Genomic DNA, 19,682 nt, shown 5'->3' on the forward strand with positions numbered 1-19,682 from the left:
TCATCGCTCCAAGTGCCACGACTGTCGCGGATAGCGATCATCGAGTCAAGACATGTTCGCGGATATACGGGGATTTCGTACAGTGTTTTGACGATTACCGGATTAGTTCCACGGCAGGGCGGCGCGGCGGTCCCAGTACTCCCCAGGCGGCGTCGCCAGTGCGCCCAGCTCGGCCGGCTCCTCCTCGCCCAGCACGACGGTCGTGGCCGCGAGATTGGACGTCAGCTGACCCACGCTCGCGGCGCCACTCAGCACCGTGTCGACCCAGGGCTGCGCGAGTACGGCCGCCAGCGCCACCGCGTCCGGGCCCACGCCGTGCCGCTCCGCCACCTTCCGCACCGCCGGAGGCGGCTCCACCGCCAGCCGGCCGTTGGCCAGTCCCTCCTTCACCAGGACCTGAGCGCCCCGCGCGTGGGCCTCGGCGAGCGCGCCGCCCGCCGAGGGCTCCAGGACGTTCCACGTCGACTGCACCACCGTGAACAACGGCCGCCCGTCCACCTCCACGTCGAGCGCGCGCCGTACCGTGTCGGCCTGGGCCGGCCCGGACGTGGAGAAGCCGACGCGCACGCCCTCGGCGGCCAGGCCGGCGAGGGCCCGCAGCAGCCCGCCGTCGGCGAACAGCGGACCGTCCGCCATCAGGGAGTGGACCTGGTAGACCGCCAGCCGGTCGCCGAGCAGCCTCCGGGTCTGCGCCAGCTGATCCCGGAACCTCGGCAGGGAGTGCTCCTTGACCTCGTGCACGTCCGCGTCCATGCGCCAGTCGCCGACGTAGGCGTACCCCCACTTGCTGGAGACGGTGACGTCGCGGTGCCCGCGCTCGTCCAGCCAGCCGGCCAGGAACTCCTCGGCGAGGCCGTACGACCGGGCGGCGTCGACCGAGCGGACCCCCGCCGCGTACGCCGCGTCGAGCACCCGCCAGGCGGCCTCCCGCATCGCCTTGACGGTCCGGTCGGCGGGCAGCGCGCCGTCGCGACCCAGGTTGATGTACGCCGGCCGCCCCAGAGCGGCCAGGCCCAGTCCCATCCTCGCGATGACAGTCATCTCCCCACCGTGTCATGGAGGGCCCCCGGCATGGCACCTCAGGCGACCAGCAACGCCTCGTCCCAGCCGACGACGGACCGGTCCTCGGCGTAGGCGTCCAGCGCGAGCGCGACGCCCCCGGAGCCTTCGAGGAAACCGGGGCTGTCGGCGCCCGCGGTGAACCGCAGGCCGAAGGGGAGATCGTCGTCGAACCGCGCCGCTATGACGTCCACGATCTCATCCCGCGCATCGGTCAGCCTCTCGTCGTCGATGTGCCGGTTCAGCAACCCCAGGAGGTGAAGAAGACCGCTCCAGCCGTGGCACAGCGCGGTGTCACCGAAGCTCCACCGGTCGCGGGGCGACGCCAGGAAGCCCAGCACGGAGGCACGAGCGAGGTCGTGCCAGTCGTCCCGGCCCAGGGCCAGCGCGGCCAGCTGGACGGCTCTGGACACCCCGGGCACGCCGTAGCACCACGACGGTCGCGGTCGCGTTCCCGGGTCGGCCCGCCCTTCGGCCCACTCGCGCAGCGAGACGAACCCCGGCCAGTGGACGCCGTACTCGTCCTCCGAGCTCCAGTCGCGGAGCAGACCGACGATGCGCTCGATCGCCGCGCTGGCCTTCGCGCCGGACCGGTCGATGCCGATCAGCCGGTTGTGCTGCATGTGCAGCAGCGCGAGCACCGTCTCGGCGTGCGCGGCGGTGCGGGGCCGGAGACCTTCGGCAGCGGCATCGTCGCCGGCCAGCAGCAGTTCTCCGTAGGCACGCGGTTCGGGGGCCTCGGACCAGAGGCGGGCCAGACCGGAGCGGAGAAGCGCTCGGCCGTCCGCCCCGGGACGATCAGGTCGGTGGCGAAAGCCCGATGCCGCTGGAAGATCGCATGCTCGGGAGCCTTCCGGAACGTCCGGTCGATCCAGGAGCATCAGTCCCACGGCCCTAGGGACTCCAGCAGGATCGCGTGGGCGACCGCGCCCAGCACCTCGTCCGGAAGCTCCAGCGTCTCTGATCAGCTTGGGGATCCGTAGTCACATTGGAGTGTTGTGGCTGGGGGGATCTGCCCATCGCGATGGGGTGGCGTGGGCGTGCAGGTGGAAGCCCGCGCCCAACGCCGCCCCTCGTGGCCGGTGCCGCGGTCGATCCCGGCTGGTGGGGGTGGTTGAGCTGATCGTGTGCACGGTAGTGGTGCGCACGCCCTGGTACCGGCAGGCCGCGCGGGGCAGCTTGTGGTCCGTGTGAGCGCTTCCCTCCGGACGCTGACCCGCCGACCCATTGGGTTGGGGGGTGGAGGGTGCCCCGCGTCGCCTGGGCACGGGGCGTGGAGTTCGGCGCGGGGTCGGTCCGGTCTTGGACCGATCCTCCCCGCTGGCCTGAGAAGGCGCGGTCACGACCGCGCCCGCTTCGAACTGGTCGACCACGTGGAGGATGGCCATCTGGCCGGTGGCGCGGTCGATAGTGGTGTTGTGCTGGTGGGTCAGGCCGCGGGCGGCGATGCGTCGCCATGCGCCGTGGTCGCGGTCGCCCTGCCAGCCACACTGCGGGTCGGGGCAGATCGCCCACTTCCACCCGGGGGTGGTGGGCCGGTCGGGGGCCTTGCAGTGCCGAAGCGGCGTCAGACACTGCGGGCAGTGCTTGGAGGTGTTCTTCGGTGGGACGGTGACGACGGCGATGCCGGTCTCGGCGGCCAGGTGCCGCATGTTGACGACGATCTGCCCCCGCACTGTTTGGGACAGGCGGGTGTTGAGGGTGCGGCCCATGCCTTTGGCCTCCATCGACCGCAGATCCTCCACATAGATCACACTCGCCCCCGCCGCGATCGCCTGATCCACCGCCCACCGCGCCGCCGACCAGGCCAGCGCCTCGTTCAGGCCCGCCCGGCGGTCGGCCACGTGCTCGCGTTCGGCCTCCAGGACAGCGCGTTTGGCGACCAGGTGGTGGCCCTCCTGGCCGCCGATGAGGCGAGTGTAGGTGTCGGTTTTGGCGTGCAGGTGTTCGCCATGGCGGCGTAGCCGGTGCTGGCGCGCCAGCACCCCGGCGGCCCTGAACATCGCCCCGGCCCCGAGTGTGGCGACACGCCCGTCGCCGTGACGGTGCATCGCGCCTGCCGACAGCAGGGTGTTCAGCCCCCAGTCCACGCCCAGCGCCGTCGTGTGACCCTTCGGTTCAGCTTTGGGGACGGGGTGGGAGAAGGTCAGGTCCGCGTGCACTTTCTGGCCCTGCGGGCGGAGTGTGGGCAGGTGCAGCACCGCCTCGGGCGGGACGGTGGACGGCAGGGCGAGCGGGCAGGCCACCCAGGACCAGTCGGCGTACGAGCGCGGATCCGGGCGGACAGGCAACTGCAGCCGCAGCAGCACCCTGGCCGGGTCGTCTTCCGCGCGTTCCAGGGTGGCCTGCTGCCGGTCCACTGCGGCCAGCACCAGCATCCGCGCCACGCGCGGCACCTCTTCCAGTTCGAGCACATCGACCGGAAACCGCCCATGCCGGGCGACGAACGCGGCGACCTGCCGCGTGCGCGCCCTGATCACGCCGCTGGGCAGCAACCGGCCATCCGGGATCGCCTCGCGGACGGCGTCCCACTCGACCGCCGTCCGCTTGTCCGGATCGGCAGGCCAGCTCTTGAGGACCCCGGCGACCATCTGTGCGCGGTACTGCACACCACGCAGGATCCGCCCAGCCTGCTCTTGAGCCATCCGCACAATCCGGTCATTGACCCTGATCCCCTCAGGGACCCTGACGCCCCAGCCCAAGCGGCGCAACGCCATCCACGCATTCGATGGCAAGGAGCGGCCCGCGTCATCGATCCCGAAGGCCAGTCGAGCCACGTCCCCGGCGTTCCAACGCTCGGCCAGCAGGCCAGAGGCCATCCCGGCGACCAGGTCCGCAGCCCAGCCCACCCGCTCGGCCACCACCCGCGCCGTCAGGGCCTCACCAGTCTTCTCATCCACTCCACCGCGCAGCAGCGCGCGGGCGGTCGCCGTCCGGGCTGCCTGACCGGCGGCCAACGCAAGCTTGCGGCTCATGCGACACGACCGGACGACACGCGACCAAGCATGTACGCACAGTAGCGATTCGTATCCGCAATCCGCTCGGTGATTCGAAAATTCGAGCGAAGCCGGCCCGTCAAGGCGTCGACGATCTACCCGCGAAGCGACGTGCCCAGGATCCGACCGATCCGCGAATACCTCGATCGGCATCTCATGCGGCAGCAGTCTCGGTACCCGCACCACGTTCAGCGCTCGTACGGTGCGTGGCGGGAAGGTGAGCTGGACGAACACCGTCGAGCCTCGGCACCGGTCGTCAGGAGCCGGGAGAGATGCGGCTTGAAGCTGACGAGGTCGGCGAACCGATTGGCGGTCGCTCCGCCGACCGATGACCCCGCATGGGACGCCGATAGCGCCCATGGACCGAAATCCCTTTTGAGGATCTTCGTCGGGAGCGTACCTCCAAGATCATCACATGGAAGGCGTGATCATCGACGAACTTGATCAATCCGGCTCACGAAATCCCCGCCGCGCCGTGCCGCCGGGTGAAGCCGAGGATGCGGTGCCAGGCGTCCACGCACTCCTCCCGCCACTCGGCGTAGGACGCGTCGAAGAAGGAGTGCGGGGCCTTGTCATAGACGTGCCTCTCGTACTCCTTCCCGGCCGCGTCGAACGCCGCTGTCAGCGCGTCGAACTCCTCCTGCGGCGTAGCGACGTCGTCCCCGGCGAGCAGCATGAGCAGCGGCGCCGACAGACGCGGCGTCACGTCGCCGAAGAAGCGCGGCGGGCCGTAGAAGCCGACCGCCCCGGCCAGCCCGAGCCCGGCCCCGGCCAGCCGCCAGGAGTAGGCGCCGCCGAGACAGAACCCGACACTGAACACCGGGCCGCTCCCCCGCTCGCGGATCGCCGCGACGGCCGCGGCGGCGTCGGCCTCCACGTGGGCCGGCTCGAGCAGCGCGAGGTGCGCCATTCCGTCGAAGTCGCCGCCGCGGGCGCCGGTACCGGCGCTGCGCCCGTAGTGATCGACGGCCAGCGTGTGAAAGCCCGCCTCGGCGAAGCGATGGGCCAGCGCCTCGTAGAAGGGGTGCAGGCCTCGGAAGTCGGGCAGCAGGAGCACGTGCCGGCCGTTCGGGACGGCCGGCACGGCACGGTAGGCGCGGAATCGGTTGCCATCCGCCGCCGTGAGCTCCAGGTGTTCGTGTTCGGCCACGTCTCCGGTGACGACCGGAGCGGCGGGTGGTAGGGCGTCGACACTGTGACACATGAGGTGATCTCCGTTCTCCGTCTGCTGGGGATGTGCCGCAGCCTGCCGTGCGGCGACCGTGCCACCCAGGCCCCGGCCGTTACGGGTACCCGCAGGGCCACCCTCGCCGTGCGAGCCGGGCGAGCAGGCACCGAACGGGCCGAGCGGCCGCGAAACCGTACGGACCGCGCGGACGCGGAGCCGGTCGGGAGGACGCCGGCGAGCATGCGGGCGGTGCGAAGCCTCTCGGGAGGATGCCGGCGAGCGGGCGGGGCGCGAGCATACTGGCGGGCATGGAGGATCACCGGGAGCTGGGACGGTTCCTGCGGACGCGCCGGGCCCGCGTGACGCCGGAGAGCGCCGGGTTGCGCGGTGGATCCCGGCGCCGCGTACCCGGACTGCGCCGGGAGGAGCTGGCGCAGCTGGCCGGGATCAGCGTGGAGTACTACCAGCGGCTCGAGCAGGGCCGCGCCACCCGGCCCTCGGACGAGGTGCTGAACGCCCTCGCCGAGGTCCTCCGCCTGGACCCGGTGGAGCGAGAGCACCTGCGCGTCCTGGCCCGGCCCGTCCGGCGGCGGACCGGGCAGACGGCGCCGGCCGGACCCGTCCGTCCGGAGCTGCGACGACTGCTGCGGCTCATGAGCGTGCCCGCGCTGGTCATCAACGACCGGTTCGACGTGCTGGCGCTCAACCCGGCCGCCGAGCGGATCTTCATGCCGGCCGCCGGGCCGCCGGCGGCCGGGGTGAACCTGGCCCGTTTCCTGTTCCTGGCCCCCGAGGGCCGGGATTTCTACGTCGAGTGGGACGAAGTCGCGGCGACGACGGTGGGGCAGCTCCGGGTCGCCGCGGGCCGGTACCCCGGCGACGCGGAGCTGTCGGTCCTCGTCCGGGAGCTGCACGCCGGCAGTGACGTCTTCCGCCGATTGTGGGCCGGCGGCGACGTGGGCGTGCGCACGCACGGCGTCAAGAGCCTCCGGCACCCCTCCCTCGGCACACTCACCTTCAGCTACGAGAACTTCGACCTGGCCGGCGAGTCCCGGCAGCGGCTCGTGGCCCTCACTCCGGTCGGCGAGAGCGAGACCGCCGCCCTGGTCCTCTCCCCGTCGCACGCGGTTCCCTGACCTGCCCGTTCGGGCGACTCACCCAGATCCGTCACACTGGTTCTCCACGGACGCGCGGGAAGGGGGTACGCGGTGACCGCCGGAACGCCGACCAAAGGGCTCCGCGGCTGGCTGGACGGCCCGCCCGGCGCCTCCCGCGCCGTGCTGGTACGCCGTTCGCGGTGGCTGCTCATCGTCGCGGTCGGCGGCGCGAATCTCGCCGGCGCGCTGTTCGTCCTGATGTTCTCGACGTTCGTGATGCCGGATCCGCCGGGCGTCGCCGACCCCGCCCACGTCCGGCTGGTAAACCTGATCGTCTTCTCCGCCTATCTGGGGCTCGGCGCGCCGATCGGCGTGGTGTGGGGGATGTGGCTGTTCCGTCCGGTGCACGCCCTCGCCGGTCACCAGCACGACCCGAGCGACAAGGAGCGTCGTGCCGTGCTGCGCGGGCCGCTGCGGCTCATGGCGATTCAGGGCACACTGTGGGGCCTGGGCGCCGTCGGCTGGGCCGTCATCGACGTGTCCTACTCCGAGCTCCTCGCCCTGAAGGTCAGCATGATCACGGCGCTCGGCGGGATCACCACCTGCGCGATCGTCTACCTGCTCGCCGAGCGCCTGCTGCGGCCCATCGCGGCGGTCGTGATGGCCTCCGGCCCGGCGGCGTACGACGACTGGTTCGGCATCACGCCGCGGACCATGCTCGCGTGGGCGCTCGGCAGCGCGGTGCCGCTCCTCGGCCTCATCGCAGCCGCGGTGGCGGCACTGGTCGTCGACGGCATGTCCCTCACTCAGCTGGCCGTCACCATCCTGGCGCTGGGCGGCGTCGCCCTGTACGTGGGATTCCAGGTGACCTACATCGCCGCCCGGGCGATCGCCGATCCCGTCCGTTCCGTACGGGAGGGGCTGGCGCGGATCGAACACGGTGACCTCCAGGCGTCGGTCCCGGTCTACGACGCGAGCGAGCTCGGCCGGCTGCAGGCCGGGTTCAACACCATGGCGACGGGGCTGCGGGAGAACGAGCGGCTGCGCGACCTGTTCGGCCGTCACGTCGGGGAGGACGTCGCCCGCCACGCCCTGGAACACGGGGTGGTCCTGGGCGGCGAGACCTGTGAGGCCGCGGTCGTCTTCGTCGACCTGAAGGGCTCGACCACCCTCGCCGCGACCCGGCCTCCCGGCGAGGTCGTCGCCCTGCTCAACGCGTACTTCGGGATCGTCGTCGACGTCGTCTCGCGGCACGGCGGCCTGATCAACAAGTTTCAGGGCGACGCGGCCCTGGCCATTTTCGGCGCGCCCGAGCCGCTCGACGACCCGGCGGGCCAGGCGCTCGCCGCCGCGCGGGAGCTGACCCGGCGGCTGCAGGCGGAGCTGTCCGAGCTGATCGCCGGGGTCGGCGTGTCGGCCGGCCAGGTCGTCGCCGGGCACATCGGCGCGGAGCAGCGCCTCGAGTACACGGTGATCGGAGACCCGGTCAACGAGGCCGCCCGCCTCAGCGACCTCGCCAAGACGACGCCCGACCGGCTGCTCGCGTCGGGCACGGTCGTGTCCGGCGCCGACCGGGCGGAGGCGGCGCACTGGCGACTCGGCAGCGCCGTGACGCTGCGCGGCCGTACAGCGCGGACGCAACTGGCCGCACCGTTCCGACGGCCGCCGCCGACCGGCATCGACCGAGTGATCAACCGCCTCCGCCGATGACGGCACCGATGCGATCAGGTCACGACCGCGGGATCGACCGCCTCCGCGCGACCACGGCGCCGGTGCCGGTCACGACAGAGCGATCAACCGGCTCCGCTCGGCCGGGGAGTCGGGGACGGTCCGACCGCGACCGACCGATCAGCCGCCTCCGCGCGACGGCGGCGCGGGGGTGGTCCGGTCATGATCGGCCCGTCCGGTCACCCGGGCGATGTCGACGGCTCACGCGCCGGGCGCATCCCGGCTGCATAAAGGTCACGGCAATGAGGGATATTTGATCGCATGAGCGACCGTAAGCCGATCGACTGCTGGTTGACCGACATGGACGGGGTACTGGTCCACGAGGGCCAGCCCGTGCCGGGGGCCGAGGACTTCCTGGGCCGGCTGAAACGGGCCGGCAAGCCGTTCCTGGTGCTGACCAACAACTCGATCTACACGCCGAGGGACCTGCACGTCCGGCTGCGGGCGGCCGGACTCGACGTACCGGTCGAGTCCATCTACACGTCGGCGCTGGCCACCGCGCAGTTCCTCGACGATCAACGCCCGCACGGCTCGGCGTACGTCCTGGGCGAGGCGGGCCTGACGACCGCCCTGCACGAGATCGGGTACATCCTGACCGACCTCGACCCCGACTACGTGGTCCTGGGCGAGACCCGGACGTACAGCTTCACCTCCATCACGCGCGCGATCCGGCTGATCAACAACGGGGCGCGGTTCATCGCCACCAACCCCGACCCGATCGGGCCGTCCACCGAGGGCGCGCTGCCGGCCACCGGCTCGGTCGCCGCGCTGATCACCAAGGCCACCGGGGTGGAGCCGTACTTCGTCGGCAAGCCGAACCCGCTGATGATGCGGAACGCCCTCAACACCGTCGGCGGGCACAGCGAGAGCACCGCGATGATCGGTGATCGCATGGACACCGACGTGGTCTCCGGCATGGAGGCGGGCCTGTACACGATCCTCGTGCTGACGGGCGTGACCACCGAGAAGGAGATCGCGCGCTACCCGTTCCGTCCCCAGCGGGTGGCCGCGTCCATCGCCGAACTGGTGGACATGGTCGACCTGCCGGACCTGGCCGAAGGCTGAGCCGGGCCGTCGGCGCGCAGGCCGGGGGTGGTCCAGGTCCGCCCGTCGAGCCCGATCGCGTACGCCTCGTACCCCGGAAGGCCCTCGATCCAGTCGCGGGCGGTCTGCCCCATGACGAATGCCGCGGTCGCGTAGGCGTCGGCGAGGGTGAGGCTCGGCCCGACCACGGTGACCGAGGCGAGGTCGCCCGCTGCGGGCCGGCCGGTGCGAGGGTCGAGGATGTGCGCTCCGCGCTCGGCGGTGCCCGAGGTCGCCACGGCCATGTCGCGTCCGGCGATGACCGTGGCCACCGCACCGGGGCGCAGCGGGTCGGCGATGCCCACCCGCCAGGGGCGGCCCGGCTCAGGGCCGCCGGCCAGCCGGATGTCGCCGCCCCCGTTGATGTGGTGGTTGAGGGATCCGGCGGCGCGGAGGATGCCGCCGGCGCGTTCGATCGCCCAGCCCTTGACGGCGCCGGACGGGTCGAGGGTGCCGCCGGGGTAGGCGCTGAAGCAGCCGCCGGTCTCCTCGGTGAGCCGCTCGCAGAGGGTGAGGATCTCCCCCACCTCCGGGGCGCAGTCGCCGACCGTGACCTCGCCGCGCGCCAGGCGGCTGATGTCGCTGTCCGGCCGGTACGTCGAGAAGATCGCGTCGACCCGGTGCAGCCAGTGGACGGCCTCCTCCAGGGCGCCGTCCTCGGGGTACGGCTCCCGCAGGTCGAAGGAGAAGACCGTCCCCATGCAGTGCTCGACGTGCTTGCGCGCCGTCATTTGCCCGCCTTGTCGAGGGCGCTCTGCAGGGAATTCTTGTAGCCATCGCTGGTGACGGTGGCGCCGGAGACCGTGTCGATCTGCGCGCTCTGCGCGGCGAGGGTCTCCTGCTTCAGCTGCGGGACGGCGAAGCTGTTGATCTCCTGGTCACGGGGGTTGCCGTCCGGGACCTGGACGGTCTCGACCTTGGTGATCTTGCCGCTCGTGAGCGTGACGCGCACCTGGACCGGTCCCCAGCGGGTGTCGATGGTGTCGCCGGTCACGGTGCGCGTCGTGGACCCGCTGCTCTTGGAACCCGAGCCGGTACCGGAGCTCGCGCTCGGCGCCGGGGCGGCCGTGTCGCCGCCGGTGCCCGTGCCCGTACCGGTTCCCGCGGCGGTGCCGCTGCTGGACGCCGGGTGCGTCTTGAAGCTCAGCAGGAGGACCAGCCCGGCGGCCGTGCCGACGATGGCGAGGATCGCCCTCTTCATCAGGTGCTCTCTCCTAGAACTCGAAGGACTCGTGGTGGATGTGGCGGCGCGGCACGCCCGCCTGGCGGAGGGACGCCTTGGCGGCGTTCACCATGCCGTCGGGGCCGCAGAGATAGACGTCGTGGGCGGTCAGGTCCGGGAGGATCCGCGTCAGGACCGCCGGTGACAGCGGGTCGCCGCCGAGGTCTCGGCGCGAGCCGACCAGGTAGTGCAGCGCCGCGCCCCGGATCTCCGCGACCCGGCGGAGCTCCTCCTGGAAGACCACGTCGGACCAGTCGGTCGCCCGGTACACGAGCGTCAGGTCGCCGGGCTCCGCCGGAAGGGTCTCGAACAGCGCGCGGATCGGGGTGATGCCGACCCCGCCGGCCAGCAGCAGCACCTTGCGCCGCCGGCGGCGACCGGCGGTGAAGGCCCCGTACGGGCCCTCGGCGAAGACCCGGGTGCCGGGTCGCAGCCGCGACAGCGCGCCGCTGTGCTCGCCGAAGGTCTTGACCGTGATGCGGAGCATGTCCGATCGCGGCGGCGCCGACAGCGAGTAGGGGTTGGAGGCCGACCACAGGTCACGGGTGAGGAACCGCCAGCGGAAGAACTGGCCGGCCTCGGCACGCAGTTCGTCCAGGTGCCGTCCCCGGACCCACACCGAGACGACCCCGGGCGCCTCCCGGTACACGCCCTCGACGCGCATCCGGTACCGGAACGCCGCCCGCAGCGGCATCACGAACCGGTACCAGACCAGCAGGGCGCCGACGACGATGTACAGCCCGGCCCACAGGACGCGGGCGGCCAGGTCGGTCATGAAGTCCGCGCCGGTCGCGAACTGGTGGGCGAACGCCAGCGCGATCGCCAGATAGGTGTAGAGGTGCAGGTAGTACCACGTCTCGTAGCGCATGCGGCGGCGTGCCGCGCGGGCGGACACGACGCCGACGCCCACGAAGAGGAAGGCGGCGACGGTCGCCATCAGCACGTCCGGATAGCTCACCAGCAACGTCCCCGTCTGGTGGACCACGTCGGTGTGCGCGGTGACCGCGTACCCCCAGATGATCAGCAGCGCGTGCGCCACGACGAGCCCGACCATGTACCGGCCGCCCATCGCGTGCCATCGGGCGAGACGGTCCGTGCCGACACCGCGCTCGAGCGCCGGGATCCGCGCCATCAGGGCCACCAGGACGACTGCCGCGAAACCCGCGAGCAGGCCGGTGATGCGGCCCGCGTTGGTGAGCCAGTCCCCGAAGCCGGTGACGGCCGGGGTGTCGTGCCACCAGAGTGCGAGCACCGCGATCACTCCGAGGGCGATCGGGGTCAGCACGTGCTCCGGCCGGGCCCGCACCGGTTGCCGGTGGGGCCGCGGCCGGCGCGCGGCGGCCCGTTCGTCCAGCGTCGTCACATTTGTCTCCCCGTATGCTTTTAGTCGTTCAGATCCCCTACTTTGGGTCGGGAACCTGAGAGTTCCTTCTGAACGGCTTGTGCGTCCCTGCTAAGACCGCGCTGACCTGCATGGATATGAGCGTTCAGAGGGTATTCTCAGGAACTTCTCACCCAGGTCAAAGGTGCGGCGAGCAGCGTAGGTGGCAATGAACGACCCGCGATCCCCCGACTCTCCGGCGGCCCGGCATCCCCTCATGACCCGCCCCGACGGCTCGCCCGTGCGCGTGCTGGTCGTGGACGACGAGGCGAGCCTCGCGGAGGTCCTCGCCAGCGTCCTGCGCTTCGAGGGGTGGGAGGTGATGACCGCGGGCGGCGGCGCCGAGGCGGTCAGCACGGGCCGGGAGTTCCGGCCCGACGCCGTCCTCCTGGACGTGATGCTCCCGGACTTCGACGGCCTGGAGGTGCTCCGCAGGCTGCGGGCGGACAACCCCGACGTGTGCGTGCTCTTCCTGACCGCGCGGGACGCCGTCGAGGACCGCATCGCCGGGATCACCGCCGGCGGCGACGACTACGTCACCAAGCCGTTCAGCCTGGAGGAGGTGCTGGCCCGGCTACGCGGCCTGCTCCGGCGCTCCGGGCGGGCCCGCGCCCAGAGCGGTGAGGTCCTCGCCGTCGGCGACCTCACGATGGACGAGGACGCCCGGGAGGTGCACCGGGACGGCGACCTGATCGAGCTGACCGCCACCGAGTTCGAACTGCTGCGCTACTTCATGCGCAACCCCCGCCGGGTGCTGTCCAAGCCGCAGATCCTCGACCGGGTCTGGAACTACGACTTCGGCGGGCAGGCGCACGTGGTCGAGCTCTATGTCAGCTATCTGCGCAAGAAGATCGACGCCGGGCGCGAGCCCATGATCCACACGGTCCGCGGCGTCGGTTACGTGCTGCGCCCGCCCGCCTCATGACCTGGCACCGCCCCCTCCGCGGACGACTCCGGGTCCGTACGCTGCGCGGCAGGCTGATCGTCGGGTCGCTCCTGCTGTTCACCCTCGCCTGCGGCATCGTCGGCGTCGCCACGACCGTCTCCCTGCAGCGCTTCTTCATCGGCCGGCTCGACCAGCAGCTCTACGACGCCAAGAACCGGTACGCCATCAGCCTCGAGCACGCCGTGGAGCGCGACGACTTCGACAAGGTCAACGGCCAGTCCGTCGGCACGTTCGGCGCCCGCCTGGCCGGCGGCAGGATCACGCAGTGCGGCGTCGTCCGGGACGTGCGGGACCCGCGCGGGCAGCTCGACCTGTCCACGGCGGACCAGGCGCGGCTGAAGACGCTGCCCGCCGACGGCCGGGCGCGGACCGTCCGGCTCGAGTCCCTCGGCAAATACCGGATCATGGCGAACCCCGGCGAGGACGGCGACGTCCTGATCACCGGGCTCCCCATGCACGGCGTCGACGACACGGTCGCCCGGCTCGAGATGGTCGAGGTCGCGGTGTTCGGCGTCGTCCTCGTCGCCGCCGGGGCCGCCGGCACCATCTTGGTCGGGCTCGCCCTGCGCCCGCTGCGCCGGGTCGCCACGACCGCCATGCATGTCTCCGAGTTGCCCCTGGCCAGCGGAGAGGTCGCGCTGCCCGCCCGGGTGCCGGACACCGACCCCGCCTCCGAGGTCGGTCAGGTCAGCACCGCGTTCAATCACATGCTCGAGCACGTCGAGTCGGCGCTCGCGCAGCGGCACGCGAGCGAGGACCGGCTGCGCCGGTTCATCGCCGACGCCAGCCACGAGTTGCGCACCCCCCTCGCCGGCATCCGCAGCCACGCCGAGCTGGCCCGCCGGGACCCCGGTGAGACCGGCCCCCGGGCCGATCACGCGCTGCGCCGCATCGAGGCGGAGGCGACGCGGATGGGGCACCTCGTGGACGACCTCCTTCTTCTGGCGCGGCTGGACGCCGGGCGGCCTCTCGCCCACGAACCGGTCGACCTGACCCGGCTGGCCATCGACATCACCAGCGATGCCCGGGCGGCCGGGCCCGACCATCGCTGGGCCCTCGACCTGCCGGAGGATCCGGTCGTGATCCACGGGGACGAATTCCGGCTGCATCAGGTCATCGGGAATCTGCTGACCAACGCGCGCACCCACACCCCGCCCGGCACGAACGTCACCGTGCGCGTCACCGAGGCGGACGCGGCCGGGACGGTCGTGCTCGAGGTGGTCGACGACGGCCCGGGCGTCCCCGCCGCCCTGCGCGACGACGTCTTCGAGCGGTTCGTGCGCGGTGACGGCTCCCGGTCGCGCAAGGCCGGCAGCAGCGGCCTTGGCCTGGCGATCGTGTCCGCCGTCGTCCAGGCTCACGGCGGGTCCGCCGACCTCATCAGCGAGCCGGGACGTACGTGCGTCCGGATCCGTCTCCCTGCCGGGGCGGCGGAGTCGAGGCCACGGGAGCCGGCACCCCGGTCACGGTGATCCGGTCAGGGCCGGGCGCGTACGACGGCGACGGGACAGTGCGAGTGGTGGATCACCCCGTGGCTCACCGAGCCCAGGTGGAGGCCGTACCGGCCGTTGCAGTTGGCTCGCGCGCCGACGACCAGCAGGTCCGCGGCGGCGGAGCGTTCGACGAGCTCACCGACCCGGTTCCCGGACGGCGCCTGCTCGATGACCCTGACGTCGGGGTACCGCTGCCGCCAGGGGGCGACCACGCCGGCCAGGCGTTCCGCGGCCGCCGCGGCGCCCTGGCGGATGGCCTCCGGGTAGGCCCCGGTGATCGTGGGCGACGGCATCTCCCAGACGTGAACGGCGCGGACCCACGCGTCGCGGATCGCCGCCGCCTCGAAGGCGTACCGGAGGGCGAGGGCGGACTCCCCGGAGCGATCGACGCCGACGACGACCTCGCCGCGGGTCTCCTCCGTTCCGCCGCGCACGATGATCACCGGTCCGGGCGCGTGACCGGCGACCTTCAGGCCCGTGGACCCGAGCAGCAGTGCCGCGACGCCGCCGAGGCCTCGGTGACCGAGCACGATCTCGTAGGCGCGTGCGGCCGCCACCCGCAGCGCCTCGGCCGGGCTCTCGTGGACGAGTTCGGTGGTGACGTCGAGGCCGGGCCGGGTCTTCAGCGCCCGCTCGACGGCCGCGGCCAGGATGCGTTCGCCGGTCTCGGTGAGGGACTCGGACAAGCCGGGTGCCGAGTGGAAGGGCATGTCGCAGGACCAGTGTTCGGTGGCGTTGAGAACGTGCAGGGGCCGTCCCGTACGCCCCGCCTCCTCCGCGGCCCATTCGACCGCGACATCGGCGCGTGGCGAGCCGTCGGTCCCGACGACGATCGGCTCCATCACGATCTTCTCCTCTGCTCAAGGGGAGACCTCGCACAGCGCCGGGTCACGGTGGTGACGGGATCCGCACGGGGGCTCGTACGTCCTCTCCAGCGTCATCACCCGCGCCGGGGACCGTAAGGGACGAAGGTCCCCCGAACGTCTGCCGCTCGTCCCTCAGCGACCGGCGGAGACGTTCCCGGGGCGGCCCCACGCACCGACCGATCGCTGATCACCGGCCGCTCAGGCCGGTGGAGGGCCGCTCATCGTCGGCGGGCGGGAGCGTCAGGCTCCGTCTCGCTCCGGGCGGTGGGTGGGGACCCGCCACTCCAGCACCGTGCCGCCGCTCTCGCCGGGCCGGATCCGGAACGACCCGCCGAGCCGCTCGGCGCGTTCGGCCATATTGCGCAGGCCGCTCCGGCGTCCGCCCGGCTGGATTCCGATCCCGTCGTCGGTGACCCGCACCACCACTTCGTCCCCCGCGCTCACCGCGACGCTCACCCGGCCGGCTCGCGCGTGCCGTGCGACATTGGACAGGGCCTCCGCGAGCACGGCCGGCACCTGCACGGCCACCTCGTCATCGACCCTCATGTCCAAGAGGCCGTCCAGCCGGGTCTCCGGTTCGAAGCCGAGGATCTCCGCCGCCTTGTCGATCACGGGCTGGATGCACGCTCGCAGGCCGTGCTCGCCGGGCGACATCTGCAACGCGAAGATCGTCGAGCGGATCTGCCCGATCGTGTCGTCGAGATCGTCGACCGCCCGCCGCACGCGCACCGCGACGTCGGGCTTCACGGTGATCTTGATCGCGCTCATCAACGTGATGGCCGTCGCGAACAGCTGCTGGATCACGGTGTCGTGCAGGTCCTTGGCGATCCGGCCTCGCTCCTCCAGCAGCGAGAGCCGCTCCGTGTCCTGTCGCCGGTCCGCCAGTTCGAGCGCCACCGCGGCCTGGGCGGCGAACGCCTCCAGCAGGCGGCGGGCGGGTTCCCCGAAGGTCGCTCCGCCCGGCGGGTTCGACACGGCCAGGACACCGCGGGCGGCTCCTGGCGTACCGAGGGAGACGATCAGCCCCGGTCCGACCGGAACCGGCAGGGAGAGGCCGGCACGGCGGAGATCGTCCGTCACGTCGGCCGTGTCGACGGATCGGCCGCTCCGGTAGACCGCCCCCATCGTCACCTCGTCGATCTCGTCGATACGGAACCGTATGCCCCGGATGACGTCGGCGTGCAGGCCGTCGGTGGCCTCGAGGACGATCTCGTCCCCGTCGGCGAGCAGAACGCCGGCGGTCGCGGCACCGCAGATCTCCCGGGCACGTTCGGCGACCAGCACCAGCTCCTCGTACGGGTCGGTGCCGGACAGCAGGGACGCCGACACCTCGGCCGACGCCTTGAGCCATCGCTCCCGCAGCCGGGCCTCCTCGTACAGCCGGGCGTTCTCGATGGCCACGCCGGCCGCGACGGCGAGGGCGGTGACGACGTTCTCGTCGTTCTCGTCGAACTCTCCGCCGCCTTCCTTGTCGGCCAGGTAGAGGGTGCCGAACGCCTGATCGCGGACGCACACCGGCACTTCGAGACAATCACGTGTCGGCGGTTCGTCACCGAAGCCGCCGACCGTCACGAGCCGCTCGTACCCGTCCTCCGCCGCGAGCACGCGCAACGCGCCGCGGCGGGCGTCGACCAGGGTCGCCGACGCCTCCACGATCCGCCGCAGGACGCTGTCGAGGTCGAGGTCGGCCTCGATGGTCACCACCGCTTCCAGCAGGGCGTGCACCCGGTCACGGGTGGTGAGCACGGCGGCCAGCCGCGTCTGCAGCTCGGCGAGCAGATCGTCGAACCGCAGCTGCGGCAGGAGGCCGGACCGGTCCTGGCCCGGCCGGCTGTCTGGAGGCATGGGCAGCTCGGACCTCCCCCCAGGCTTGCCGCCTCGCCCGATGATTACAGTATGGGACATCCCGTAACTCGGCGTCGCTGCCCGGCTTGGCGCTACGGACACGCGGCCCTCAGCACCCGCCGGGTCGCCGCCGCGATCTCGAGGCCCCCCATGCCGTCACGACCAGCGTAAGGACGCCGCGCCCGGGCAGGCAACGCCGGGTACGAAGGTCCCGGATCGAGGCCGCTCCGGCCGGAGAAGGGCCATCGGACGTGGGACGTTCGCCCCTGCCCTGGCCGCCTGAGACGGAACAACATCGAATTATGCGGTTCGACGGGAACGGGCTGGAGATTCTCGACCGTGAGGAGTGTCTCGCCCTGGTGCGATCGGTGCCGGTCGGCCGGGTGGTCTTCACCGACCGGGCGCTGCCGGCGATACAGCCGGTCAGCTTCCTCCTGGACGGCGACGATGTGATCATCGCGACGGCGCCGGGGTCGAAGCTGGCCGCGGCCACGCGCAGCGCGATCGTCGCGTTCGAGGCGGACGCCTTCGACACCGGAGACAAGGTCGGCTGGTCCGTGACGATCATCGGCGAGGCGCGGGCGGTGCGCGACTCCCGGGAGATCGACGGACTGTCCCGGTTGCCGCTGCGGCCCTGGACACCAGGCCGGCACGACCACTTCATCCGAATCCGGAGCGACGTCGTCAGCGGACGGCGGATCCATCCGACCATGCTGGAGGCGAGACCATGACGGGGACCCTCGAGGAGCGGCCGGTGGGCGAGGCGATGTCGACCGACCTGCTCACCGTCACGGACACCGAGTCCGCCCTGCTGGCCTGGGAGCTGATGCGGCAGGGCGGCTACCACCACGTACCGGTGCTCAGCGCCGACGGATGCTTCATCGACGTCCTGGACGCCGAGACCCTGGCCGCCGCCTGGGACAGCGGAGGCCCCGACCGGATGCGCAAACCGGTCGGCGCCCTCGTCGGCCACCGCCCGCTGCCCCACGTCCGCCCCGCGGACTCCGTCGCGACGGCGGCGCAGGCGATGCTCGCGGCGGGGACCGACTTCCTCCCGGTACTCGAGGAGGACGGGCGGCTGGCGGGTCTGTTCACCGCACGGGACCTGATCGCCCTGGCCGCCGGCGTCCGCCGGCCCGCCCGAGCCGGGCACGTCCCGGCCCCGGCGCTCTACCGCATCGAGCCCGTGCTGCCGGCCGGTCATCCACGGGGCAGCGCGATCCCGCCGGGCTGACCGGCGCCGCCGTCGTCACAGCACGTTCATGGGGTGGGGAAAGGAGAGCCGATGCCACGGCAGATCGCCACCGGGTTGTCGGACCCGTCGATCTCCCTGCTCGAGGACCGCATCCGCCGGCTGGAGACCGAGGTCGCCCTGCTCGCCCATGCCGTCCAGGCGCTCACGCGGGAGCTGACGGAGCGCCGGGAACAGGAGGCGGGCGACGTCGCGACCGCCTCCGAGTCGAGCCGGCGTCAGGGGCCGATGACGCGATGAACGGGCCGACGACGTGTACGGGTCCGGACGTGTACGGGTCGGTGGCGGAGCCCGCGGATACCGACGGAGCCGCAAGGCGTGGGGTGGCCCGCTTACACGCGGCGCCGGCGGGATTCGCAGAACCCGGCCTGCGGCGCAATCCCCCGATCGGGCGACGCACGAACGGAGCTATGCGGAACTCAGAGGCCGGCGTGAGGTCAGGCCGCCTCTCCGGTCGCGTCGTCCGGGATGACGGCTCCGATGAAGTCGGCCGCTTCCCGTACGGCCGCCCGCGCTTCGGGGAACAGCCGGTTGAACAGCTGGAAGACGTGGATCTGGCCCGGCCAGACCTGCAACTCGCAGCGGTTCCCGGACTCGGTGAGGGCCTCGGCGAGCCGTTCGGCCTCGCCGCGCAGGACCTCCTGCTCCGCGACCTGGATGAGGAAGGGCGGCAGGTCGAGCCCGGCGCAGTCCAGCAGGGACAGGCGCGGATCGGACCAGTCGTCATGGTCTCCGACGTAGAGGCGGCCGAAGTGACGCGCCAGGGCCGGGCTGATGAAGGGGTCGTGGTACTCGCGGTCGCTGAGCACGGACAGTTCGCAGCTCAGGTCGACCCACGGCGAGAACAGCACGACGCCTCCGGGGGACGGCAGGCCGGCCCGGCAGGCCTCGCCGACGAGGGCCGCGGCGAGGTGCCCTCCGGAGGAGTCTCCGGCGATCACGATCCGGGAGGCCGGCAGGTCGGCGAGGAGCCACCGGTACGCCTCCAGGGCGTCCTCGAGCGCCGCGGGGAACGGATGCTCGGGGGCCAGGCGGTAGCCCGGCACCAGGACGGGCAGGCCGGTGTCCGCCGCCAGCCGGCTCGTCAGCGTCCGGTGCGTGCGCGGCGAGCAGAACGCGTAGCCTCCGCCGTGCAGGTAGAGGATCGCCCCGTCGCGGGGCTCGGGGGGACGGACCCATTCGCCGGCGATCGGGACGCCCGCCGCCGCGTCCGCGCCGGTCAGCTCCTCGACGCACACCCCGGGGTCGGGGCGCAACAGGCGGGTGCCGTGCTCCAGGGCCGTACGGAGGACCGTGAGGGAAACGAATCGTCCGTTCAGCCGGTCGGCCATGGGCCGCCATCCGAGCCGGAGCGCCCTCGCCAGGGCTCTGGCCTGGCGGCTGGGGGCGACGATGTCGCCGAATCCGGCGGTGAGGTCGTCATAAGCGGTCACGCGGCACCACCACCGGGGGACGTCGCACCGCCTATCCGTGTACGGCGGTGAGGGGGGAATTGTGGGGTCATGTTGTGCCTTGGTCGTGCTTCGTCAGGGGGAATTTTGACGAG

General features: G+C 72.1%; 18 protein-coding genes. 8 read left to right on the plus strand and 10 right to left on the minus strand.

The genetic code is table 11. The features are described from left to right. Positions 1-102: 102 nt before the first annotated feature. From AB0I04_RS20210 to AB0I04_RS20225, 4 genes are all read right to left on the minus strand, one after another. Positions 103-1,041 (minus strand): aldo/keto reductase, encoded by a 939-nt coding sequence (locus AB0I04_RS20210; protein WP_360886465.1) that lies wholly within the window; start codon positions 1,039-1,041, stop codon positions 103-105. Positions 1,042-1,079: 38 nt separating this feature from the next. After that, positions 1,080-1,700, minus strand: a complete 621-nt coding sequence (locus AB0I04_RS20215; protein ID WP_360886467.1) for a lanthionine synthetase LanC family protein — start codon at positions 1,698-1,700, stop codon at positions 1,080-1,082. Positions 1,701-2,042: 342 nt separating this feature from the next. After that, entirely contained in the window at positions 2,043-4,034 is a 1,992-nt protein-coding gene (locus AB0I04_RS20220; protein ID WP_360886469.1) for a zinc ribbon domain-containing protein, read from the minus strand. A gap of 475 nt (positions 4,035-4,509) precedes the next feature. After that, positions 4,510-5,259 (minus strand): dienelactone hydrolase family protein, encoded by a 750-nt coding sequence (locus AB0I04_RS20225; RefSeq protein ID WP_360886470.1) that lies wholly within the window; start codon positions 5,257-5,259, stop codon positions 4,510-4,512. A gap of 272 nt (positions 5,260-5,531) precedes the next feature. On the opposite strand from AB0I04_RS20225, the gene AB0I04_RS20230 reads away from it, so the two are divergent. The 3 genes from AB0I04_RS20230 to AB0I04_RS20240 all read left to right on the plus strand — a co-directional run bounded on the left by AB0I04_RS20230 (position 5,532) and on the right by AB0I04_RS20240 (position 9,113). Next, on the plus strand, positions 5,532-6,359 hold the full coding sequence (locus AB0I04_RS20230) for a helix-turn-helix transcriptional regulator (protein WP_360886472.1): 828 nt from the start codon (positions 5,532-5,534) through the stop codon (positions 6,357-6,359). 72 nt (positions 6,360-6,431) lie between these two features. After that, positions 6,432-8,030: an adenylate/guanylate cyclase domain-containing protein gene (locus tag AB0I04_RS20235; RefSeq protein ID WP_360886474.1), complete on the plus strand. Its 1,599-nt coding sequence runs from the start codon at positions 6,432-6,434 to the stop codon at positions 8,028-8,030. A 279-nt stretch (positions 8,031-8,309) separates the two neighbouring features. Then, entirely contained in the window at positions 8,310-9,113 is an 804-nt protein-coding gene (locus AB0I04_RS20240; protein ID WP_360886476.1) for an HAD-IIA family hydrolase, read from the plus strand. Here the strand turns inward: AB0I04_RS20240 and AB0I04_RS20245 are convergent. From AB0I04_RS20245 to AB0I04_RS20255, 3 genes are read right to left on the minus strand one after another with little or no spacing between them, the layout of a single operon-like run. Continuing rightward, positions 9,029-9,862, minus strand: a complete 834-nt coding sequence (locus AB0I04_RS20245; RefSeq protein ID WP_360886478.1) for an FAD:protein FMN transferase — start codon at positions 9,860-9,862, stop codon at positions 9,029-9,031. The two genes, AB0I04_RS20240 and AB0I04_RS20245, sit on opposite strands and share 85 nt — an antisense overlap. Continuing rightward, positions 9,859-10,332: an FMN-binding protein gene (locus AB0I04_RS20250; RefSeq protein ID WP_360886480.1), complete on the minus strand. Its 474-nt coding sequence runs from the start codon at positions 10,330-10,332 to the stop codon at positions 9,859-9,861. Before AB0I04_RS20250 ends, AB0I04_RS20245 begins: the two co-directional genes overlap by 4 nt. A gap of 13 nt (positions 10,333-10,345) precedes the next feature. Continuing rightward, the gene (locus tag AB0I04_RS20255) at positions 10,346-11,716 is read right to left on the minus strand and encodes a ferredoxin reductase family protein (protein WP_360886482.1); all 1,371 of its coding nucleotides are present in this window, start codon (positions 11,714-11,716) and stop codon (positions 10,346-10,348) included. A gap of 187 nt (positions 11,717-11,903) precedes the next feature. Here AB0I04_RS20255 and AB0I04_RS20260 point away from each other — a divergent pair, with 187 nt between their 5' ends. Beyond that, positions 11,904-12,659, plus strand: coding sequence for a response regulator transcription factor (locus tag AB0I04_RS20260; protein WP_360886484.1), 756 nt, complete (start codon positions 11,904-11,906; stop codon positions 12,657-12,659). Next, positions 12,656-14,152 carry a HAMP domain-containing sensor histidine kinase gene (locus AB0I04_RS20265; protein ID WP_360886487.1) on the plus strand — a complete coding sequence of 499 codons (1,497 nt, stop codon included), beginning with the start codon at positions 12,656-12,658 and terminating at the stop codon, positions 14,150-14,152. The genes AB0I04_RS20260 and AB0I04_RS20265 overlap by 4 nt, the downstream gene beginning before the upstream one ends. Positions 14,153-14,157: 5 nt before the next feature. Here the strand turns inward: AB0I04_RS20265 and AB0I04_RS20270 are convergent, their stop codons facing one another. Both AB0I04_RS20270 and AB0I04_RS20275 read right to left on the minus strand, forming a co-directional pair. Next, on the minus strand, positions 14,158-15,015 hold the full coding sequence (locus AB0I04_RS20270) for a universal stress protein (protein WP_360886558.1): 858 nt from the start codon (positions 15,013-15,015) through the stop codon (positions 14,158-14,160). 264 nt (positions 15,016-15,279) lie between these two features. Continuing rightward, positions 15,280-16,884 (minus strand): GAF domain-containing protein, encoded by a 1,605-nt coding sequence (locus AB0I04_RS20275; RefSeq protein WP_360886489.1) that lies wholly within the window; start codon positions 16,882-16,884, stop codon positions 15,280-15,282. 302 nt (positions 16,885-17,186) lie between these two features. On the opposite strand from AB0I04_RS20275, the gene AB0I04_RS20280 reads away from it, so the two are divergent. The 3 genes from AB0I04_RS20280 to AB0I04_RS20290 are packed head-to-tail and all read left to right on the plus strand — an operon-like array spanning position 17,187 to position 18,376. Next, positions 17,187-17,615 (plus strand): pyridoxamine 5'-phosphate oxidase family protein, encoded by a 429-nt coding sequence (locus AB0I04_RS20280; RefSeq protein WP_360886491.1) that lies wholly within the window; start codon positions 17,187-17,189, stop codon positions 17,613-17,615. Continuing rightward, on the plus strand, positions 17,612-18,118 hold the full coding sequence (locus tag AB0I04_RS20285) for a CBS domain-containing protein (protein ID WP_360886493.1): 507 nt from the start codon (positions 17,612-17,614) through the stop codon (positions 18,116-18,118). The genes AB0I04_RS20280 and AB0I04_RS20285 overlap by 4 nt, the downstream gene beginning before the upstream one ends. Positions 18,119-18,169: 51 nt before the next feature. Further along, positions 18,170-18,376 (plus strand): hypothetical protein, encoded by a 207-nt coding sequence (locus AB0I04_RS20290; RefSeq protein WP_360886495.1) that lies wholly within the window; start codon positions 18,170-18,172, stop codon positions 18,374-18,376. Positions 18,377-18,573: 197 nt separating this feature from the next. On the opposite strand, the gene AB0I04_RS20295 is transcribed toward AB0I04_RS20290, so the two are convergent. After that, positions 18,574-19,569 carry an alpha/beta hydrolase gene (locus AB0I04_RS20295; RefSeq protein WP_360886497.1) on the minus strand — a complete coding sequence of 332 codons (996 nt, stop codon included), beginning with the start codon at positions 19,567-19,569 and terminating at the stop codon, positions 18,574-18,576. Positions 19,570-19,682: the final 113 nt, after the last annotated feature.

This window comes from Actinoallomurus sp. NPDC050550 (genome assembly GCF_040655075.1).
GTDB lineage: Bacteria > Actinomycetota > Actinomycetes > Streptosporangiales > Streptosporangiaceae > Actinoallomurus.

Excerpts from the sequence above, each read along its gene's own strand:
- AB0I04_RS20210 (WP_360886465.1), bottom strand. The coding sequence starts at position 1,041 with ATGACTGTCATCGCGAGGATGGGACTGGGCCTGGCCGCTCTGGGGCGG.
- AB0I04_RS20220 (WP_360886469.1), bottom strand. The coding sequence starts at position 4,034 with ATGAGCCGCAAGCTTGCGTTGGCCGCCGGTCAGGCAGCCCGGACGGCG.
- AB0I04_RS20225 (WP_360886470.1), bottom strand. The coding sequence starts at position 5,259 with ATGTGTCACAGTGTCGACGCCCTACCACCCGCCGCTCCGGTCGTCACC.
- AB0I04_RS20230 (WP_360886472.1), top strand. The coding sequence starts at position 5,532 with ATGGAGGATCACCGGGAGCTGGGACGGTTCCTGCGGACGCGCCGGGCC.
- AB0I04_RS20240 (WP_360886476.1), top strand. The coding sequence starts at position 8,310 with ATGAGCGACCGTAAGCCGATCGACTGCTGGTTGACCGACATGGACGGG.
- AB0I04_RS20245 (WP_360886478.1), bottom strand. The coding sequence starts at position 9,862 with ATGACGGCGCGCAAGCACGTCGAGCACTGCATGGGGACGGTCTTCTCC.
- AB0I04_RS20250 (WP_360886480.1), bottom strand. The coding sequence starts at position 10,332 with ATGAAGAGGGCGATCCTCGCCATCGTCGGCACGGCCGCCGGGCTGGTC.
- AB0I04_RS20260 (WP_360886484.1), top strand. The coding sequence starts at position 11,904 with ATGAACGACCCGCGATCCCCCGACTCTCCGGCGGCCCGGCATCCCCTC.
- AB0I04_RS20265 (WP_360886487.1), top strand. The coding sequence starts at position 12,656 with ATGACCTGGCACCGCCCCCTCCGCGGACGACTCCGGGTCCGTACGCTG.
- AB0I04_RS20270 (WP_360886558.1), bottom strand. The coding sequence starts at position 15,015 with ATGGAGCCGATCGTCGTCGGGACCGACGGCTCGCCACGCGCCGATGTC.
- AB0I04_RS20275 (WP_360886489.1), bottom strand. The coding sequence starts at position 16,884 with ATGCCTCCAGACAGCCGGCCGGGCCAGGACCGGTCCGGCCTCCTGCCG.
- AB0I04_RS20280 (WP_360886491.1), top strand. The coding sequence starts at position 17,187 with ATGCGGTTCGACGGGAACGGGCTGGAGATTCTCGACCGTGAGGAGTGT.
- AB0I04_RS20285 (WP_360886493.1), top strand. The coding sequence starts at position 17,612 with ATGACGGGGACCCTCGAGGAGCGGCCGGTGGGCGAGGCGATGTCGACC.
- AB0I04_RS20290 (WP_360886495.1), top strand. The coding sequence starts at position 18,170 with ATGCCACGGCAGATCGCCACCGGGTTGTCGGACCCGTCGATCTCCCTG.